The following is a 17,050-nucleotide window of genomic DNA, read 5'->3' as shown; positions in this document are numbered from 1 at the left end:
CCCTCAGGCCCCCATACCCCGAACCCAAGGAGAGAGCGCTCCCATGAACCTGGTGGAATCCCTCCGAGCCCACCGCCTCTTGGCGATCGTACGGGGCAAGGATCCCGCCGCGGCCCTGCGGACCGTACGCACCCTCACCGAGGAGGGCATTCCGGCCATCGAGGTCTCCCTGACCACGGCCGACGCCCTGACCGTCATCGAGCAGGCCCGCGCCGAACTCGGCCCCGGCGCACTCCTCGGCGCCGGAACCGTGCGCTCGGCCGCGGACGCCGCCCGCGCCGTGGAGGCCGGCGCGTCCTACCTCGTCACCCCGGCACTGGTCGACGGGCTGGCGCAGTTCGGCGTACCCGTGCTCATGGGAGCCCTGACCCCGAGCGAGATCGAACAGGCCCTCGCACAGGGCGCCGACGCGATCAAACTCTTCCCCGGCTCGCTCGGCGGGCCCGGGTATCTGCGCGCTCTGCGGGATCCCTTCCCCGAGGTGCCCTTCGTGCCCGTCGGCGGAGTGGACGCGCAGGCCGCACGCGACTACCTGGACCGGGGTGCCCTCGCCGTGGGCGTCGGCTCACCCCTCGTGGGAGACGCGGCCGACGGTGGCGACCTCGCCGGACTCCGCACCCGGGCGGCCGAGTTCCGCGAGGTGGCCGCGGGGGAGACGCCATGACGACCCCGGCCGCAGCCGAGGTTGTGACCTTCGGCGAGACCATGGCGGCGCTCCGGGCCCAGGGCGCGCTGCGGCTCGGCGGCGGCCTCGGCCTGTCCGTCGCGGGGGCCGAGTCCAACGTCGCCATCGGCCTGGCCCGGCTCGGACACCGGGTGCGCTGGGCGGGCCGGGTCGGCGCGGACGAACTCGGCGCGCTGGTCCTGCGCACCCTGCGCGCCGAGGGCGTCGACGTCGACCACGCGGTCACCGACGACACCGACCGGCCCACCGGCCTGCTGCTGACCGAACCCCGCCTGGGCACCCTGACACGCGTCAGCTACTACCGTGCGGGTTCGGCCGGTTCGGCGGTCTCGCCGGCCGACGTACTGCCGGCCCTGACCCCCGGCGCCCGCATCCTGCATCTGACCGGCATCACACCGGCGCTCGGCCCGTCGGCCGCCGAAGCCGTCCTGGCCGCCGCCACCACCGCTCGCGAGGCCGGCATCACCGTGTGCCTCGACGTCAACTACCGCTCCCGGCTGTGGTCCACCGACCGTGCCCGCGCGGCCTTGTGGCCGCTGCTGGACCACACCGACCTGCTCATAGCGTCCGAGGACGAACTGCCGCTGGTACTGGAGCAACCCGGAGCGGACGAATCCGAGGCCGTGAAGGGCATCCTGGCCGCAGGCGTCACCGAGGTGGTCATCAAACGTGGCGCACATGGCGCGACCACCGTCACATCCGACGGGGCGAGGGACCGCGCCGCTCGACAGGTCGACGCGATCGACCTGGTCGGCGCGGGCGACGCCTTCGTGGCCGGATACCTGTCCGGACTCCTCGACGGTGCGGACATCACGGCCCGGCTGGGCCGAGCCGTCACCACCGCGGCCTTCGCCGTCGCCACCCGGGGCGACTGGGAGGGCCTCCCGACGCGGGACGAACTCGGGCTGTTCGACCAGCCCGACGGCACCACGATTCGCTGAACAGGAGACCGAACGTGACATCAACGGCAGCGCCCGCGACGGTCGTCGTCGACGGGGGGTACGAACTCGCCGAGGGCGGCCGCTGGTTCGACGGCCGGTACGTGTACGTCGACATCCTCACCGGTCGGCTCTTCGCACTGCGCGACGACAGCGAGGCGACTCAACTCGCCGTTCTCGACGTACCGTTGGGTGCCGTCGCGCCGGTGCACGGCCGACCGGACACCTGGATCGCCGCCGCGGGAACCGGCATCGCGCTGCTCACCCCCGACGGCGCCTTGGACTGGCTGGACCGCCCCGAGGACCGCACCCCGTCCCCCAGCCGCATGAACGACGGCGTCGCCGACCCCGCGGGTCGCTTCTGGGCCGGCAGCATGGCCTACGACGGTACCCCCGGGGCGGGTTCGTTGTACCGCACGGACCCCGACGGCACGGTGGTGCGCGTCCTCGACGGCCTGACCATCGCCAACGGCCCGGCGTTCACCGCGGACGGCACCACCATGTACCTCGCCGACACGGCGGTCGGCACCATCCTCCGCTGCCGGATCGACCCCCTCTCGGGCGATCTCCTGGGCAGCCCGGAAACCTTCGCCCGACTGCCTGACGACGAAGGCAGCCCCGACGGAATGACCGTCGACGCGGAGGGCTGTCTGTGGGTCGCGCTGTGGGGCGCCGGGGCGGTCCGCCGCTACCACCCCGACGGTCACCTCCTCCACACCCTGGCCGTCCCCGCCCCGCACCCCACGTCGGTGTGCCTGCCCCCCGACGACAACCGCCTGTTCGTCACCACGGCCCGGTACGGGGTGAAGAACCCGACGGCGACGTCCGGCGCGGTGCTCGGCTTCCCGGTAGCGGTCGGAGGAACGGCGGGGTGTTCCTGGCGGGGCCGCCTCTGAGATTGACGACCTAGGTTAACGCCGATAAGTTATCGCAGTTAACCTAGACGGGAGCAGCCTGTGCCCACACTTGAAGCGGAAGACGTCTACGCGCTGGCGCCGTATGCCAAGACGCTCGGAGTCGTGTTCGAGGAGATATCGGAAGCCGGTGTGCAGGCCAGGTTGGTGCACGACCTGTCCCTCTCCACCGTGGGTGGTGGCCTCCATGGAGGGGCGTTGATGGGGCTCGCCGACGTGTGTGCTGCCGTGTGCGCCGCCCTCAACGGTCCAGCCGGCGCCGCGCCGGCCACGGTCGAGTCGAGCACGCACTTTCTTCGGCCCGCACGCACGAGCGTCGTGGCGACAGCTCGTCCCTTGCGGGTGGGGCGCAACAGCGTGGTCGAGGTGGACATCCATGATGACGAAGGCGAACTGTGCGTCCGGGTGACCCAGGTGGTCACGACCGTCAAACCGAAGGCCCCTTGATGCTCGGTGACGGGCCGTCAGAGCATCGGGACTCCCGGGTGCGCGCCGCCAAGGGGCACGGCGGCCTGCTCCGGAACCAGCTTCTCGACATCGCCGATCACCTACTCGAAGACGGTGGCGCCGACGCGCTGACGGTGCGGGCGGTAGCGACACGTGCGGGGGTCAGCCCGCCGGCCGTCTACCTCCACTTCGCCTCGAAGCGGGAACTCGTCCATGCGGCGTGCCTGCGTGTGTGGAGCTCCCTGTTCATCGAGTTGGAAGCAGTGTCCCGGGACGTCGCGGACCCTGTGACGGCGCTCCATGAAACCTGCGTCGCCTATATCGCGTTCGGACTGCGCCATCCGTCCCAGTACCGACTGGTGATGGCCGGTGAGGCCACCGAAGCCAGCCGCCAGAACGAGGACGCGTGCTTCCGCTATTTCCGCGACAAGGTCGCAGCCTGTCTTGATGCCGGGGTACCTGTGGAGAGCAAGACCGAAACCGCCAGAGTGGTGTGTGCCGGCGTGCACGGGGCGGTTTCCCTTCTGATCCACCAAGAGCGCGATGCCTGGCCTTCGGACAGTGATCGCTACGTCAGACGGGCGGCGTCCTCAGCCGTCCACGGCGCCCTTCTCACCGCATCCCAGGCGTCCACACCCTCGATCGCCGATGTGCTGCGCTTGGGCTGAACCGCGGGTGCCGAGCACTGCGCAGGACCGCATCGGGAGAACGGAGCATCCAAGGTGGACGTCTTCATCATCGGCATCACCGGCGGCATCGGTGGTCTGCTTGCGCAGAAACTGCGCTCGCGCGGAGACACCGTCCACGGGCTCGTACGCCGGGACGACCAGCAGGCTGAACTGGCGACGCGAGGAGTGGTCGCACGAGTCGGCGATCTCTCGAGCATGACGGTGGAGCAACTGGCGGCAGCCTTCGGTGACGTCGACGTGATCGTCTTCAGTGCCGGGTCGAACGGTGGCAGCAAGGAGGTCACCACGGCCATCGACGGCGACGGCGTCGTCAAAGCGATCGAGGCGGCGGGCCGCGCCGGTGTGGAGCGCTTCGCGCTCGTGTCGGTGCTTCCGGAATCGTGGCGGGAACGCGACCTCGGCGAGGAGGTCGAGTACTACTTCGCCGTGAAGAAAGGTGCCGACGTCGCACTCGGCCGCAGTGACCTGAACTGGCTGATCCTGCGCCCCTCGCTGCTCCTCGACGGCCTGGGAACCGGCACCGTGTCCCTCGGGCCGGCGGAGTTCCACGGTGAGATCACTCGCGACGACGTCGCCGCCACCCTGGCCGAACTGCTCCACGAGCCCCGGATCGGGCGGCAGATCCTCGAACTCAACACAGGGTCGACACCCATCGCAGAGGCGGTCCGCGCGAACGTCCGCCCCTGACCGGCCCGGTGGGCGCCCCGACTCAGACGATCTTGACAGTGGTGCCGTTGCTTTCGAGTGCCGTGGTCTCGTCGGCGGATGCCGTGTGTCGGTGACAAGGGTGTCCACCAGGGTGGACGGCCCGACGTAGGCGTGGGTGGTGCGGCCGAGTTTGCTGCCGTCGGCGGCGGCCCTGGATCTGGGCGGCGCTGACCGGCTGGGCGCTGTTCGGCCTGGGCCTGTGCGGCTGCGTCCCCCAACTGTTCAGCGCTGCCGGACACACCGATCCCGCAGCCGCGGGCACCAACGTCTCCCGGGTCGCCGGACTCGGCTACATCGGCATGCTCGCCGGCCTGCCGTCATCGGCCGGCTGACCCACCTCATGGCCCTCAACCACACCTTGCTGCTGCTCACCCTGTTCTGCGCGATCACCACCGTCGCCGCCGGCATCCTGCGCCCCGCTCCGGACCGCCCACGTACCGTCGAGCTGACCTCATGACCGCCTCTGCTTGGCGCGCACCCACCTCGCGCCGCCGCAGGCTGTGGCGATCGTCACGAGAGTCTTCGAGGGGCCGTTGCGTACGCTGATTGCCGTCGTTCGTGAGAGGCAGCTTCGGGAACGTGAGGACGACCCCGGCGGCCCCGCCCGAACCTGATGCATCGAAAACAGCCCTTGACCTGGAAAAACAGGCAGGGAGCCTACTCGTGGGAGTGCCCGGATGCTGCGTACCATGTTCAAGTCCAAGATCCACCGAGCCACCGTCACCCAGGCCGACCTGCACTACGTGGGATCGGTGACCATCGACGCGGAGCTCCTCGACGCCGCCGATCTGCTGCCCGGTGAGCTCGTCCACATCGTCGACATCACCAACGGCGCACGGCTCGAGACGTACGTCATCGAGGGGGAGCGCGGCTCCGGCGTGATCGGCATCAACGGTGCCGCCGCCCATCTCGTCCACCCCGGAGATCTGGTGATCATCATCAGTTACGCTCAGGTGACCGACGCCGAGGCGCGGGCGCTCGTACCCCGGGTGGTGCACGTGGACCACGGCAACCGCATCGTGGCGCTGGGGGCCGATCCGTCCGAGCCGGTGCCCGGTTCGGACCAGGAGCGCAGCCCGCAGGCGGTGTCGGCCTGACCCCGATCGACGACCTTCGGACCAGGAGCGTGCCCATGAGCGACATAGAGATCCGCGACGACCGACAGGCCGGCCGGCTGGAGGCCCTCGCTTCCCAGGGAGGCGAGGTCGTGGGCCACATCCAGTACTTCGTCCTCGAATCCCCGGCACGCGCACTGGTCCCGGTCCACACCATCGTGGAACCGGCCCACGAGGGACAGGGCATCGCGGGCTCCCTGGCCCGCGAGCTCTACACCATCGCGGCTCGCGAGGGCGTCACCGTCGCCCCGCTCTGCCCGTACGTCGTCAAGTGGGCCGAGCGCCACCCCGACGAGGCCCCGGCAGCCGACCCGGAACTGCTCCGTGCGGCGCGGGAGTGGCTCGCGGCCAACCCCGAGGGCTTCTGAGCGGGCGGGCCCGAAAGAAAGCCGCGGTCAGGCCCGGCGTCGCGCACCGCATCGCACGTCGAGACACCGCACCGCACGTCGAGCACACCCACGCGGGCCACGCCCGTCACGCGGGTGGGTGACTGGCGGGAGGGCTCACGGGTACGCGGGGGAGTAGTCCAGAGCCGACGTCGACCGACTGGCTGGAGGACCCCATGACCAATCCGTACCCCGACCCCGTCCCACCGGGTCCCACTCCGGGCCCCGGCCCGGTCCCCACGCCGCCGGGCCCCACCCCGGAGCCCCCGTCACCCCCGGACCCGGACCCGACTCCGGGACCGGGCCCAGGACCGGGCCCCGTCCCCGACCCGTCGCCGTCCCCGGTCCCGCCGGGCCCCGAACCGGTACCGAACCCGGAGCCGGGTCCACCGCTCAGCTGACGGCGACCCACGTGAACACAGTGGAGGAGGGCCACCGAGCGGTGGCCCTCCTCCATGTCAGGGCGGCGCTCAGCCGGTCACCTCGGACCGGTCCCCGCCCCACAGCGTGTGGAAGGAACCGTCGCGGTCCGTGCGCCGGTACGTGTGCGCCCCGAAGAAGTCCCGCTGTCCCTGCGTGAGCGCCGCGGGCAGCCGCTCGGCGCGCAGTGCGTCGTAATAGGCCAGCGCGGCCGCGAAGCCGGGCGTCGGGACACCCTGGCGGGTGGCCGCGATGATGACCTCGCGCCAGTCGTCCTGGGCGTCGGCGATCTCCTGGGCGAAGGTGTCGTCGGAGAGCAGGCTGGGCAGGTCCGCGCGGGTGTCGTAGGCGGACCGGATGCGGTCGAGGAAGGCCGCGCGGATGATGCAGCCGCCGCGCCAGATCGCCGAGACGGCACCCAGGTCGATGTCCCAGTCGTACTCCTCACGGGCGGCCGCGATCTCGTGGAAGCCCTGCGTGTACGACACGATCTTCGAGGCGTACAGCGCCTGCTCGACACGGTCCGCGAAGGCCCCGGCCTCCGCCTCCGACAACGGCGACGCCTTGGGCCCGGCGAGACCGCGGGACGCCTCCCGCAGCTCCGCGTGACCGGACAGCGACCGCGCGAAGACCGCCTCCGCGATGCCCGACACCGGGACCCCCAGGTCCAGGGCGATCTGGACGGTCCAGCGGCCCGTGCCCTTCTGCTCCGCCTGGTCCACCACGACGTCCACGAACGGCTTGCCCGTCGCCGCGTCCACGTGGGAGAGCACCTCGGCCGTGATCTCGATCAGGTACGAGTCCAGACGGCCCGTGTTCCAGGTGCGGAAGATGTCGGCGATCTGGGCGGGGGAGTAACCGGCCACGTCCCGCAGCAACTGGTACGCCTCGCCGATGAGTTGCATGTCGGCGTACTCGATGCCGTTGTGGACCATCTTCACGAAGTGCCCGGCGCCGTCAGGACCGACGTGCGTCACACAGGGCGCCCCGTCCGCCGCCTTCGCGGAGATCTTCTCCAGCATCGGGCCGAGAGAGTCGTACGACTCCTTCGGGCCGCCGGGCATGATGCTCGGTCCGTGCAGCGCGCCCTCCTCGCCGCCGGAGACGCCCATGCCGACGAAATGGATGCCCTGCTCGCGCAGGTCGCGCTCCCGGCGCCGGGTGTCCGCGAAGTGCGCGTTGCCGCCGTCGATGATCATGTCGCCGGGCTCGAGCAGCGGTGCGAACTCCTGGATCACCGCGTCGGTCGGCTCACCGGCCTTCACCATGATGACCAGCCGCCGCGGCCGCTCCAGCGCCGCCACGAACTCCTTGGCGGTCTCGGCCGCGATGAAGTCGCCCTCGCTGCCGAACTCCTCGACCAGGGCGTGCGTGCGCGACGCGGTCCGGTTGTGCAGGGCGACCGTATAGCCGTTGCGGGCGAAGTTGCGGGCCAGGTTGCGGCCCATGACCGCGAGGCCCGTGACGCCGATCTGCGCTGTTGTGCTCATACCGCCTGCTCCCAAAAGATCCTGTGGATCGCGTAGGTCATCGATCGCTGCTGCCGGTCGTGCTTGTCAGTATCGTCCACCGGTCATCCTGGCCTGTCGGGGGACTGTCCGCACACCAGGGATACGGTTCGGGCGCCTCGTTGCGTTCAGCCGGGGACGCCGGTGCGGCGCGCGCCTGACGCGGCTGGTTGCCGTCTTGTCATGGCCTGTTCGTGGCGCTTACTTTTGCCCCTCCTGACGCATGTTGTAGGGGGAGGCCTCCATGGCCGTACGCGGCCGGCACCGCCGGTATCAGCCGAACAGGATCAACCGCGCCTCGCTCACCGTCACCGCGGGCGGCGTCGGCATCGCGGTCCCGCTCATCGGCACCGGCACCGCCCATGCGGCCGACGTGGACACCTGGAACAAGGTCGCCGCGTGCGAGTCCAGCAACAACTGGAGCATCAACACCGGCAACGGCTACTACGGCGGGCTCCAGTTCACCCAGTCCACCTGGGAGGCCTACGGCGGCACCCGGTACGCGCCACGGGCGGATCTGGCCACCAGGGACCAGCAGATCGCCGTGGCGGAGAAGGTGCTGGACGGTCAGGGACCGGGTGCCTGGCCGGCGTGCTCGGTGCGGGCCGGGCTCACCCGCGAGGGCTCCGCCCCGGACGTCCATCCCCTCACCGGGAAGACGGCTTCCGTACCGGACGTACAGCCGCAGACCACTCCGCAGTCGCGGGCCGGGTCCGCCGAGATGTACACCGTGGTCCGTGGCGACTCGCTCTCCCGGATCGCCGACGCCCGGAAGGTCCGGGGCGGCTGGCGGGGGCTGTACGCCGCCAACCAGAGGACCATCGGTGCCGACCCCGACCTGATCCTGCCCGGTCAGCGGCTCAAGCTGCGCGCCACCGGCGGAACGACCACCACCACCGAACGGACCTCGACGAAGAAGACCTCCTCCGACACCGCGGAGAAGACCGAGAAGACCGAGAAGACCGAGAAGACCGAGAAGACCGAGAAGGCCGCAGACACCGGCCTGGTCGCCCCCGTGAACGCCTCCCTCGGCACGCCCTACCGCAAGGCGGGCTCCGCCTGGTCGAAGGGCTACCACACCGGCGTCGACTTCGCGGTGCCCACAGGGACGTCCGTGAAGGCGGTCGCGGCCGGGAAGGTCGTCACCTCGGGGTGGGGAGGCTCCTTCGGCTACCAGGTAGTGATCCGGCACGCCGACGGTCGCTACACGCAGTACGCCCACCTGTCCGCGATCTCCGTGAAGTCCGGGCAGAGCGTGGGCGGCGGGCAGCGCATCGGCCGTTCGGGCTCCACGGGCAACAGCTCGGGCCCGCATCTGCACTTCGAGGTGCGGACGGGGCCCGGCTTCGGTTCCGACATGGACCCGGTGGCGTATCTCAGGGCCGGCGGGATCAGGATTTGACACGGCTGCGGTGCCGGTCCAGGACCGGCACCGGGATGTACGCGGCGCCGTAGAAGGGGCCGTAGTACGCCGGGGGCTCGTCGCCCAGCTTCTCCAGGAGCTCGTCGGAGGTGCCGTTCGGCAGTGCCGCCTCGGCGGCCGTCGGAGTGGCGGGGCCCGGGACGAACATCTCCTCGCGCAGGGCGGCGACCTCGTCGAGGAGTACGCCCTCGCGCAGGACGGCCGCCGCCGGCTCCTCGGCGGGCGCCTGGACGAACCCGTCCCCGCGCTCGCGGACGACGGGCGCCGCGGGTGCCGGCTCGGCGTGGGTGCGCTGGATCCGTTCCGTCGTCAGCAGGATCAGGCCGCCGGCCGCCACCACACCGCAGCTCAGGGCGAGCGCGGTGCCCGTGGTGCCGTAGCGGAAGGTTTCTCCGAACATCGTGATGCCGACCGCTGCCGCCACCACCGGGTTCACGACCGTCAGCGTCGCCAGCGGGGCCGCGAGACCGGCGCCACGGTAGGAGGCCTGCGACAGCATCAGCCCGGCCGTCGCCAGGACGCCGATCGCGGCCAGCGAGGGCAGGTCCGCCGCCGTCACGCCACCGCTCCAGTCGACGGCGACCGTCTTGGTGAACACCGAGGACATACCGAACGCTATGCCGGACGCGGTCGCGAGCAGCACGCTGCGCACCACCGGGTGCCGGTGCGCGGCCCGGCCCGCGATCATCAGCGCGACCACCGCGGCGGCCGTCACCAGACCGGCGAACACCCGCTGGGCCGTGCTCAGGGACTGCGCGTCGGACGCGCCGACCAGGGAGAGCAGACCGGCCAGACCCACCGTCGCCATGATCGCGCCCCGCCAGGCGGTGGCCCCGGCCCGGCGGCCGACGAACAGCGCGGCCATCGGCAGCGCGAACACGATCGTCAGGGCGCCCAGCGGCTGGACCAGGCTGAGGGGGCCGTAGGCGAGCGCCACCACGTGCAGCAGTCCACCGAGGCCGTTCAGCGCGACCGCCGCCCACCAGCTCGGCCGGCGCAGTGGCGCGAACTGCTCGTCCGGGTGCGACACCGCGACCTGCTCCTGCACGATCGCTCCGCCCGCGTAGGCGACGGCGGAGACGAGCGAGAGGAGCACGGACAACGCGAGGGCACTCATGAGCTGCTCCTCTGCGTGAGGCGGGGGCTGGCTGCCCGGCGCGACGAACGGTCGTCTTCCATGACCAACACGATGCCGGGAAAAGTTCTTCCCGTCGTCGTACCTGAGCAGGCAATGGGTCCTACTGCCGATGGAGTACAAAACGGTCCGTGTCCTACCCAAGGCGGGTGACACGGGGTGGAGGCCCCCTGGTGGGTACCCCTACGGGCCTTGGTACTACTGCTGGTCGTGGACCTCGACCCTGATCTCGCGGCGCTGCGACCGCTCGGCGCCTTCTTCGCACTACGGACGATCGGCGGCACTGCCGGGACAGCGCGCCCGGCGCTGCCGACCCTCGCCCAAGTCTACGAGCACCGGGCGTCGGAAGTTTATGGAAATACCCTGACTTTTCGTGTCCGGAAGGTCGCCGGCGCCCTGCGCGCCCCCGAACCCCGGATCGCGGCCTCCATCGCCCAGCAGGGCCTCGCGGCCCGGCTGTGGTCGGTGGCGCTCGGCTGCGCGGCCCTGTACGGCCGGATCCCCGACCTGTCGCCGCGCCAGCTGCACTGGGACCCCGACGCGAGCGCCCCCGACGACCTGTGGCTGGATGCCGTGGAGCCGATGGCGGGGGATGCCGGGACCATCGCCGACGTCGTCCTGCACGGCCACCTCGAACCGCTCACGGCAGCGCTGCACGCCGAGTACCGGCTCGCCACGGGGCTGCTGTGGGGCAACGCCGCCTCGGCCCTCGTGGGCGCCGCCCGTCAGCTGGGCCACCGTCCGGACCTCTCCGCCCGCGCCCGTGACCTGGCCGCGGAACTCCTCGCCCACCCCCTCCTCGCCGGAACCGGCACGCTCACCGGCACCGCCTTCCGCCGCCGCAGCTGCTGTCTGTACTACCGGTTGCCGGAAGGTGGCGTATGTGGTGACTGTTGCTTCACACGAGCCCCGCGCTCTTCCCCGCGCGGCGCATCTGGGTGACCATGAAAGCCAAGCCGTCGCTGAGACAGGGGGTTCCGGGTGCGTGTGGGCCTGCTGACCCGGGAGTACCCGCCGGACGTGTACGGCGGTGCCGGTGTCCATGTCGAGTTCCTCGCCCGGGAGTTGAGGTCCCTCGTCGACCTGGACGTGCACTGCTGGGGCGAGGTGTCCGTCAAGGAGAGAGCGGCGGGCGTGATCCGGCACCGGCCCTGGTCCGCGCTCGACTCCGCCAACGACGCGCTGCGCACCTTCTCCGTCGACCTCTCCATGGCCGCGGGCCTCGAAGGCCGCGAGCTGGTCCACTCGCACACCTGGTACGCCAACCTCGCCGGCCACCTCGGCAAGCTGCTGCACGGCATCCCGCACGTGATGACCGCCCACTCCCTGGAGCCCCTGCGCCCCTGGAAGGCCGAGCAGCTCGGCGGCGGCTACGCCCTCTCCAGCTGGGCCGAGCGCACCGCGATCGAGACCGCCGACGCGGTGATCGCCGTGTCGGGAGCCATGCGTGAGGACATCCTCGGCTGCTATCCGGCGCTGGATCCGGCCAAGGTCCACATCGTGCACAACGGCATCGACACCGCCCTGTACCGGCCCGACCACGGCACCGACGTACTGGACCGGATCGGGCTGGACCGTGATCGTCCGTTCGTGCTGTTCGTCGGCCGCATCACCCGCCAGAAGGGCGTGCCGCACCTGATGCGCGCGGTCCGGGACATCGATCCGGCCGCGCAGGTCGTGCTGTGCGCGGGCGCGCCGGACACCCCCGAGATCGACCGTGAGTTCCGTGAGCTCTTCGAGGAGCTGAGCCGGGTCCGCGAGGGCGTCCACTGGATCCCGCAGATGCTGCCGCGCCCCGAGGTGATCCAGCTCCTGACCCACGCTGCCGTCTTCGTCTGCCCCTCGGTGTACGAACCCCTCGGCATCGTCAACCTGGAGGCGATGGCCTGCGGCACTCCCGTGGTGGCCTCGCGGGTCGGCGGTATCCCCGAGGTGGTGGACGACGGCAGGACCGGGCTGCTCGTCACCGTGGACGACGCGTTCGAGACGTCCCTCGCGCGGGCACTCGACTCCGTGATCGGCGATCCGGCGACGGCACGTCGGATGGGCGAGGCGGGACGGGAGCGCGCGGTGGGCGAGTTCGGCTGGGACGCGGTCGCTCGGCGCACGGTCCGGCTGTACGAGGAGATCCTCAAACAGGCGTACTAGGCCCCTCGCAAGGGCAGTGATGGGTCAAACCAGGGTGAGGAGAGCGGCCATGCGTCGTGGCGGACCTTCGGTGCTCGGCATCGTACTCGCGGGCGGAGAAGGCAAACGCCTGATGCCCTTGACCACGGACCGCGCCAAACCGGCGGTCACCTTCGGAGGGACGTATCGGCTGGTCGACTTCGTCCTGTCCAACCTCGTCAACGGCGACATCCTGCGCATCTGTGTGCTCACGCAGTACAAGTCGCACTCGCTCGACCGGCACATCACGACCACCTGGCGGATGTCGAGCCTGCTCGGCAACTACATCACGCCGGTGCCGGCCCAGCAGCGCCTCGGACCGCGCTGGTATCTGGGCAGCGCGGACGCGATCCTGCAGTCCCTGAACCTGCTCTACGACGAACGCCCCGAGTACGTCGCGGTCTTCGGCGCCGACCACGTGTACCGCATGGACCCGCGCCAGATGCTCGCGCAGCACATCGAGTCCGGCGCGGGCGTCACGGTGGCCGGGATCCGTGTCCCGCGCTCCGAGTCCCCGTCGTTCGGGGTGATCTCCCCGGGCTCGGACGGCCTCACGGTGGAAGGCTTCCTGGAGAAGCCCGCCGACCCGCCGGGGCTGGCGGACGACCCGAAGAGCGTGTTCGCCTCGATGGGCAACTACATCTTCACCACCAAGGCCCTGATCGAGGCGCTCCAGCGGGACTCCGAGGACGAGCACTCCGTCCACGACATGGGCGGCTCGATCCTGCCGCAGCTCACCGAGCGCGGCGAGGCCCAGCTCTACGACTTCAGCGCCAACCACGTCCCCGGCGAGACCACCCGCGACCGCGGCTACTGGCGCGACGTGGGAACACTGGACGCCTACTACGACGCCCACATGGACCTGATCGCCGAGCGCCCCGCCTTCAACCTCTACAACCGGCAGTGGCCCATCTACACCCATTCCGGCCAGCTCTCCCCGGCCCGCTTCAACTCCGGAGGCATCGCCAGCGAGTCCATCATCAGCGCGGGCTGCCTGATCCGGGGCCAGGTCACCCGGTCCGTGCTCTCGCCCGGTGTCCTGGTCGACCCGGGGGCCGTGGTCCAGGGCTCGGTGCTGCACGACAACGTCAAGATCGGGCGGGGCGCGGTGGTCCGCGGCGCCGTCCTCGACAAGAACGTCGAGGTCCCGCCGGGCGCGACGATCGGCGTGAACCCGGAGCGGGACGCGGAGCTGTACACCGTGTCCAAGGGCGGGGTGATCGCGCTCGGGAAGGGCCAGCTGGTGTCCTGAGCGGCGGTCGGGTCAGGCCGGTGGCTCCTGAGCGGTGAAGTTCTTCATGATCACCTCACTGGTTCGGCGCAGTTCGTCCGAGGGGCTGATCTGGAGGTATTCGCTGCCCGGTTCGGTGTGGACCGGCACGTGCCCCGCGGGGGCGTAGAACGCGTCGCCCTCGTGGTACACCTCGTCGTGGTCCGCGTAGTGGAAGGTGAGTTCGCCCCTGAAGACGTAGCCCCAGTGCGGGCACTGGCAGCGGTCGTCGGGCAGCCCCTTGAACAGCGGCCGGTGGTCGACGTCCTCGCGGAACGTCAGGAAGTCGACGGTGTAGTCGCCGAACTCCTCGGAGCGGTCGACGACCGCTCCGTAGTCGCCGCCCTGGGTGGCCGTTTCGCGGGAGACCTTCGGCATCTCCATCGCCTTCTTCCGGCAGGGGAGGGTCCTTCTGCCATTGTCCGCGTGCGACGCCTCGTCGGCATGTGCGACGGACTTGTCATGTCCCTGGACGGAAGTCGGAATCCGTGTTGTCATGCCACTTCCTGCCCATGACAACGTTGTTATGGAGGCTCCCGTGCACAGCAGGCACCTCACCCGTCTCAGAGCCCGGCTGGCGTTACTGTTCGCCGCCCTCCTCGGCTTCGCCGGTCTGACCGCGGCTCCCGCCCTGGCCGACGATCCCGTCGAGGCCCGCGGTCTCAAGGGCGAGTACTACACGCAGTCCGCCCCCGGCGCCTTCGACTTCCACGAGCTCAGGGCGACCACCTTCGACCCGCACCTCGACTTCGACAACCTGGAGCCCCGGCTGGCCGCCGCGACCGGCCGTTCGGACGACGTCAGCGTCCGCTGGACCGGCAGGCTGGTGCCGACGGCCTCGGGACCGCACACCTTCTCGGTCATCGGCGACAACGGCTTCCGCCTCTGGATCGGCGGACAGCTGCTCATCGACCACTGGGTCGACGACTGGGACCGCGAACAGACCGCCCAGCCCGTCGAGTTGACCGCCGGAGAGTCCTACGACATCAAGGTCGAGTACTTCGAGCACTACGGCGGCTCCAACCTCCACCTGCGCTGGGTCCAGCCCGGCGGAACCAAGCAGGCCGTTCCGCAGTCGGCGTTCCGGCTGCCCGAGGGCTACGACTACGACGGCCCGGTCGCGACCACCGTCCTCGGCACCGGCCGCACCCTGAAGCTCGATTTCGCCCAGCCCCTCGCAGCCCCTCCGGCCGCACTCACCGACCACCTCCAGGCCGTGATCGGCGGCGCCAAGTGGCCCCTGGGCACGGCGAAACAGGACCCGGCAGACCCCCGTGTCCTGCTCGTCACCCTCGCCGAACCGGTCGTGGGCAACAGGACCGGCACCGCACGCGGCACCGCCGACCTCCGCTACGACGGCGAAGGCGGGCTCACCAGCGCTGACGGCAACGTTGTCGGCGCGTTCTGGAGCAGCGGGCCCAATCGCTCGACGTACGAACTGCGCACGAAGTGGGCCGACGAGGTGGGACCGGACAACGCCCATCCCGAGTACCCGCGGCCGCAGTTGACCCGCGACGCGTGGCGGAGCCTCAACGGCCACTGGCAGTTCGCCGCCGCCGAGGCGGGTGAACAGCCGCCCGTGGGCAGGAACCTGGCCGAGCGCATCCTCGTCCCGTACCCCGTGGAGTCACAGCTCTCCGGCCTGGAACGGCACGAGGACCGCATGTGGTACCGCCGCACCTTCACCGTGCCGGCCGACTGGCGCATCGGCTCCGGCAAGCGCCTCCAGCTCAACTTCGGGGCGGTCGACTGGCGGTCCGAGGTGTACGTCAACGGGACCAAGGTCGCCGAACACACCGGCGGCTACGACAAGTTCGGCGCCGACATCACCGACGCGCTGAAGCCCGGCCGCACCCAGGAACTGATCGTCGGCGTGTACGACCCCACCGACGCGACCGACGGCGAGAACCCTCCCCTCGGCAAGCAGCGTCTCGACCCGAGCGGCATCTGGTACACCCCGTCCTCCGGGATCTGGCAGACCGTCTGGATGGAACCGGTCGCCCGCGACCATGTCGGCTCCCTCAAACTGACCCCCGACGTCTCCGTCGACCGGCTGACGGTCGAGGCACAGGGTGTCCGGGACGGCGTACCGATCAGGGCGACGGCGTACGAAGGAAAGCGGAAGGTCGCGACGGCTCGCGGGCGCACCGGCGGACCGCTGACCCTGACCATCGAGAACCCGCGCCTGTGGTCGCCGGGCGATCCGTTCCTCTACGGCCTGAAGGTGACCGTCGGCGCCGACCGCGTCGGCAGCTACTTCGGGATGCGCTCCATCGCCGTCGAGAACGTCAACGGCACCCCGCGCACGGTCCTCAACGGCGAGCCGGTCTTCATGATGGCCACCCTCGACCAGGGCTTCTGGCCGGACGGCCTGCACACCGCGCCCACCGACGAAGCCCTGGCCTACGACCTGAAGGTGCACAAGAAGCTCGGCTTCAACGCCGTGCGCAAGCACATCAAGGTCGAGCCCGACCGCTGGTTCTACTGGGCCGACCGGCTGGGCCTGATGGTGTGGCAGGACATGCCCGCGATGACCGCGGGGGTGAATCCTGCTCCCGCCGCTCGCGCCGAGTACGAGCGCGAGATGAAGCAGATGATCGACGAGCACATCAGCAGTCCGTCGGTCGTCATGTGGGTCACCTTCAACGAGGGCTGGGGGCAGTACGACATCGGCCGTATCGCCGAGCAGGCCAAGGCCTGGGACCCGACCCGCCTGGTCAACAACCAGTCGGGCCTCAACCTCGGCGCCGACGGCAATGCCGGCGACATCATGGACGAGCACGGGTATCCCAGTCCCGCCCTGCCGCCTCACCCGGACGGCAGACGCGCCCTGGTCAGCGGTGAGTACGGCGGCCTGGGCCTCGCGGTTCCCGGGCACGCCTGGTCCGTCCAGCAGTCGTACGTCGACGTCGATCCGGCGACCTACACCGACGGCTATCTGGCCAAGCTCGACGAGGTGCGGGCCCTTGCCTGCCGGGGCGGCAACGGGGCCGTCTACACCCAGATCTCGGACGTCGAGGGTGAGCTGAACGGGCTGCTCACCTACGACCGCAAGATCCTCAAACCGGACGTCGAACGGGTCAGGGCCGCGCACCAAGCCCTGATCCGGGACGCGTCCCGGGCGATTCCGGCAGGGTGTGTGTCAACCGGCGGATGATTGCATTCGCCCCATGTGTCCCGCCCCTTTCGACTGGGGGCGGGACTTAATCTGTTGTTAACTGTGCGTAGCTTGATCGTACTTGACCG

At 70.5% G+C, this 17,050-nt stretch carries 16 protein-coding genes and 1 pseudogene; 14 read left to right on the top strand and 3 right to left on the bottom strand.

The annotated features are described in order from the left end of the window. The first annotated feature begins 43 nt into the window (after positions 1–43). From AQJ46_RS41205 to AQJ46_RS41170, 9 genes and pseudogenes are all read left to right on the top strand, one after another. Positions 44–664: a bifunctional 4-hydroxy-2-oxoglutarate aldolase/2-dehydro-3-deoxy-phosphogluconate aldolase gene (locus AQJ46_RS41205; protein WP_059210458.1), complete on the top strand. Its 621-nt coding sequence runs from the start codon at positions 44–46 to the stop codon at positions 662–664. Beyond that, positions 661–1,626, top strand: coding sequence for a sugar kinase (locus AQJ46_RS41200; RefSeq protein ID WP_059210457.1), 966 nt, complete (start codon positions 661–663; stop codon positions 1,624–1,626). Before AQJ46_RS41205 ends, AQJ46_RS41200 begins: the two co-directional genes overlap by 4 nt. A gap of 14 nt (positions 1,627–1,640) precedes the next feature. Then, positions 1,641–2,519 carry an SMP-30/gluconolactonase/LRE family protein gene (locus tag AQJ46_RS41195; RefSeq protein ID WP_059210456.1) on the top strand — a complete coding sequence of 293 codons (879 nt, stop codon included), beginning with the start codon at positions 1,641–1,643 and terminating at the stop codon, positions 2,517–2,519. Between the two features lie 60 nt (positions 2,520–2,579). Next, positions 2,580–2,984: a PaaI family thioesterase gene (locus AQJ46_RS41190; RefSeq protein ID WP_059210455.1), complete on the top strand. Its 405-nt coding sequence runs from the start codon at positions 2,580–2,582 to the stop codon at positions 2,982–2,984. 38 nt (positions 2,985–3,022) lie between these two features. Next, entirely contained in the window at positions 3,023–3,652 is a 630-nt protein-coding gene (locus AQJ46_RS41185; RefSeq protein WP_225887524.1) for a TetR/AcrR family transcriptional regulator, read from the top strand. A gap of 54 nt (positions 3,653–3,706) precedes the next feature. Beyond that, a complete protein-coding gene (locus AQJ46_RS41180) occupies positions 3,707–4,360 on the top strand; it encodes an NAD(P)H-binding protein (RefSeq protein WP_059210453.1) in 654 nt (217 codons plus the stop codon). Between the two features lie 170 nt (positions 4,361–4,530). Beyond that, positions 4,531–4,838, top strand: a pseudogene (locus AQJ46_RS53055) (MFS transporter); the annotation flags it as partial. Positions 4,839–5,058: 220 nt separating this feature from the next. Then, positions 5,059–5,478 (top strand): aspartate 1-decarboxylase, encoded by a 420-nt coding sequence (gene panD, locus AQJ46_RS41175; protein WP_059210452.1) that lies wholly within the window; start codon positions 5,059–5,061, stop codon positions 5,476–5,478. Positions 5,479–5,513: 35 nt separating this feature from the next. Continuing rightward, positions 5,514–5,864, top strand: coding sequence for a GNAT family N-acetyltransferase (locus AQJ46_RS41170; protein WP_059210451.1), 351 nt, complete (start codon positions 5,514–5,516; stop codon positions 5,862–5,864). Positions 5,865–6,352: 488 nt separating this feature from the next. Here AQJ46_RS41170 and gndA read toward each other — a convergent pair whose 3' ends face one another. Next, on the bottom strand, positions 6,353–7,792 hold the full coding sequence (gndA, locus tag AQJ46_RS41165) for an NADP-dependent phosphogluconate dehydrogenase (RefSeq protein ID WP_057617943.1): 1,440 nt from the start codon (positions 7,790–7,792) through the stop codon (positions 6,353–6,355). A 262-nt stretch (positions 7,793–8,054) separates the two neighbouring features. Between gndA and AQJ46_RS41160 the strand changes: the two genes are divergently transcribed. Beyond that, positions 8,055–9,212 carry a transglycosylase family protein gene (locus AQJ46_RS41160; RefSeq protein ID WP_059210450.1) on the top strand — a complete coding sequence of 386 codons (1,158 nt, stop codon included), beginning with the start codon at positions 8,055–8,057 and terminating at the stop codon, positions 9,210–9,212. On the opposite strand, the gene AQJ46_RS41155 is transcribed toward AQJ46_RS41160, so the two are convergent. Continuing rightward, the gene (locus AQJ46_RS41155) at positions 9,202–10,350 is read right to left on the bottom strand and encodes a DMT family transporter (protein ID WP_059210449.1); all 1,149 of its coding nucleotides are present in this window, start codon (positions 10,348–10,350) and stop codon (positions 9,202–9,204) included. The two genes, AQJ46_RS41160 and AQJ46_RS41155, sit on opposite strands and share 11 nt — an antisense overlap. Before the next feature lie 228 nt (positions 10,351–10,578). Here AQJ46_RS41155 and AQJ46_RS41150 point away from each other — a divergent pair, with 228 nt between their 5' ends. The 3 genes from AQJ46_RS41150 to glgC are packed head-to-tail and all read left to right on the top strand — an operon-like array spanning position 10,579 to position 13,786. Next, positions 10,579–11,310, top strand: coding sequence for a (2Fe-2S)-binding protein (locus AQJ46_RS41150; RefSeq protein ID WP_225887523.1), 732 nt, complete (start codon positions 10,579–10,581; stop codon positions 11,308–11,310). Between the two features lie 39 nt (positions 11,311–11,349). Then, positions 11,350–12,516, top strand: a complete 1,167-nt coding sequence (gene glgA / locus AQJ46_RS41145; protein ID WP_059210447.1) for a glycogen synthase — start codon at positions 11,350–11,352, stop codon at positions 12,514–12,516. A 49-nt stretch (positions 12,517–12,565) separates the two neighbouring features. Continuing rightward, positions 12,566–13,786, top strand: a complete 1,221-nt coding sequence (gene glgC, locus AQJ46_RS41140; protein WP_059210446.1) for a glucose-1-phosphate adenylyltransferase — start codon at positions 12,566–12,568, stop codon at positions 13,784–13,786. Between the two features lie 12 nt (positions 13,787–13,798). On the opposite strand, the gene AQJ46_RS41135 is transcribed toward glgC, so the two are convergent. Then, complete coding sequence (locus AQJ46_RS41135; RefSeq protein ID WP_225887522.1) at positions 13,799–14,302, bottom strand: cupin domain-containing protein; 504 nt, start codon at positions 14,300–14,302, stop codon at positions 13,799–13,801. A 40-nt stretch (positions 14,303–14,342) separates the two neighbouring features. Here AQJ46_RS41135 and AQJ46_RS41130 point away from each other — a divergent pair, with 40 nt between their 5' ends. Next, entirely contained in the window at positions 14,343–16,961 is a 2,619-nt protein-coding gene (locus AQJ46_RS41130) for a PA14 domain-containing protein (RefSeq protein ID WP_225887521.1), read from the top strand. Positions 16,962–17,050 lie beyond the last annotated feature (89 nt).

Origin of the sequence: Streptomyces canus (genome assembly GCF_001514145.1) — a bacterium.
In the GTDB taxonomy this organism is placed as follows: domain Bacteria; phylum Actinomycetota; class Actinomycetes; order Streptomycetales; family Streptomycetaceae; genus Streptomyces; species Streptomyces canus.
The sequence above is the reverse complement of the archived record's forward strand: the minus strand, read 5'-3'. Positions and strand labels throughout refer to the sequence as shown.

Excerpts from the sequence above, each read along its gene's own strand:
- AQJ46_RS41205 (WP_059210458.1), top strand. The coding sequence starts at position 44 with ATGAACCTGGTGGAATCCCTCCGAGCCCACCGCCTCTTGGCGATCGTA.
- AQJ46_RS41200 (WP_059210457.1), top strand. The coding sequence starts at position 661 with ATGACGACCCCGGCCGCAGCCGAGGTTGTGACCTTCGGCGAGACCATG.
- panD (WP_059210452.1), top strand. The coding sequence starts at position 5,059 with ATGCTGCGTACCATGTTCAAGTCCAAGATCCACCGAGCCACCGTCACC.
- AQJ46_RS41170 (WP_059210451.1), top strand. The coding sequence starts at position 5,514 with ATGAGCGACATAGAGATCCGCGACGACCGACAGGCCGGCCGGCTGGAG.
- gndA (WP_057617943.1), bottom strand. The coding sequence starts at position 7,792 with ATGAGCACAACAGCGCAGATCGGCGTCACGGGCCTCGCGGTCATGGGC.
- AQJ46_RS41160 (WP_059210450.1), top strand. The coding sequence starts at position 8,055 with ATGGCCGTACGCGGCCGGCACCGCCGGTATCAGCCGAACAGGATCAAC.
- AQJ46_RS41155 (WP_059210449.1), bottom strand. The coding sequence starts at position 10,350 with ATGAGTGCCCTCGCGTTGTCCGTGCTCCTCTCGCTCGTCTCCGCCGTC.
- glgC (WP_059210446.1), top strand. The coding sequence starts at position 12,566 with ATGCGTCGTGGCGGACCTTCGGTGCTCGGCATCGTACTCGCGGGCGGA.
- AQJ46_RS41135 (WP_225887522.1), bottom strand. The coding sequence starts at position 14,302 with ATGACAACACGGATTCCGACTTCCGTCCAGGGACATGACAAGTCCGTC.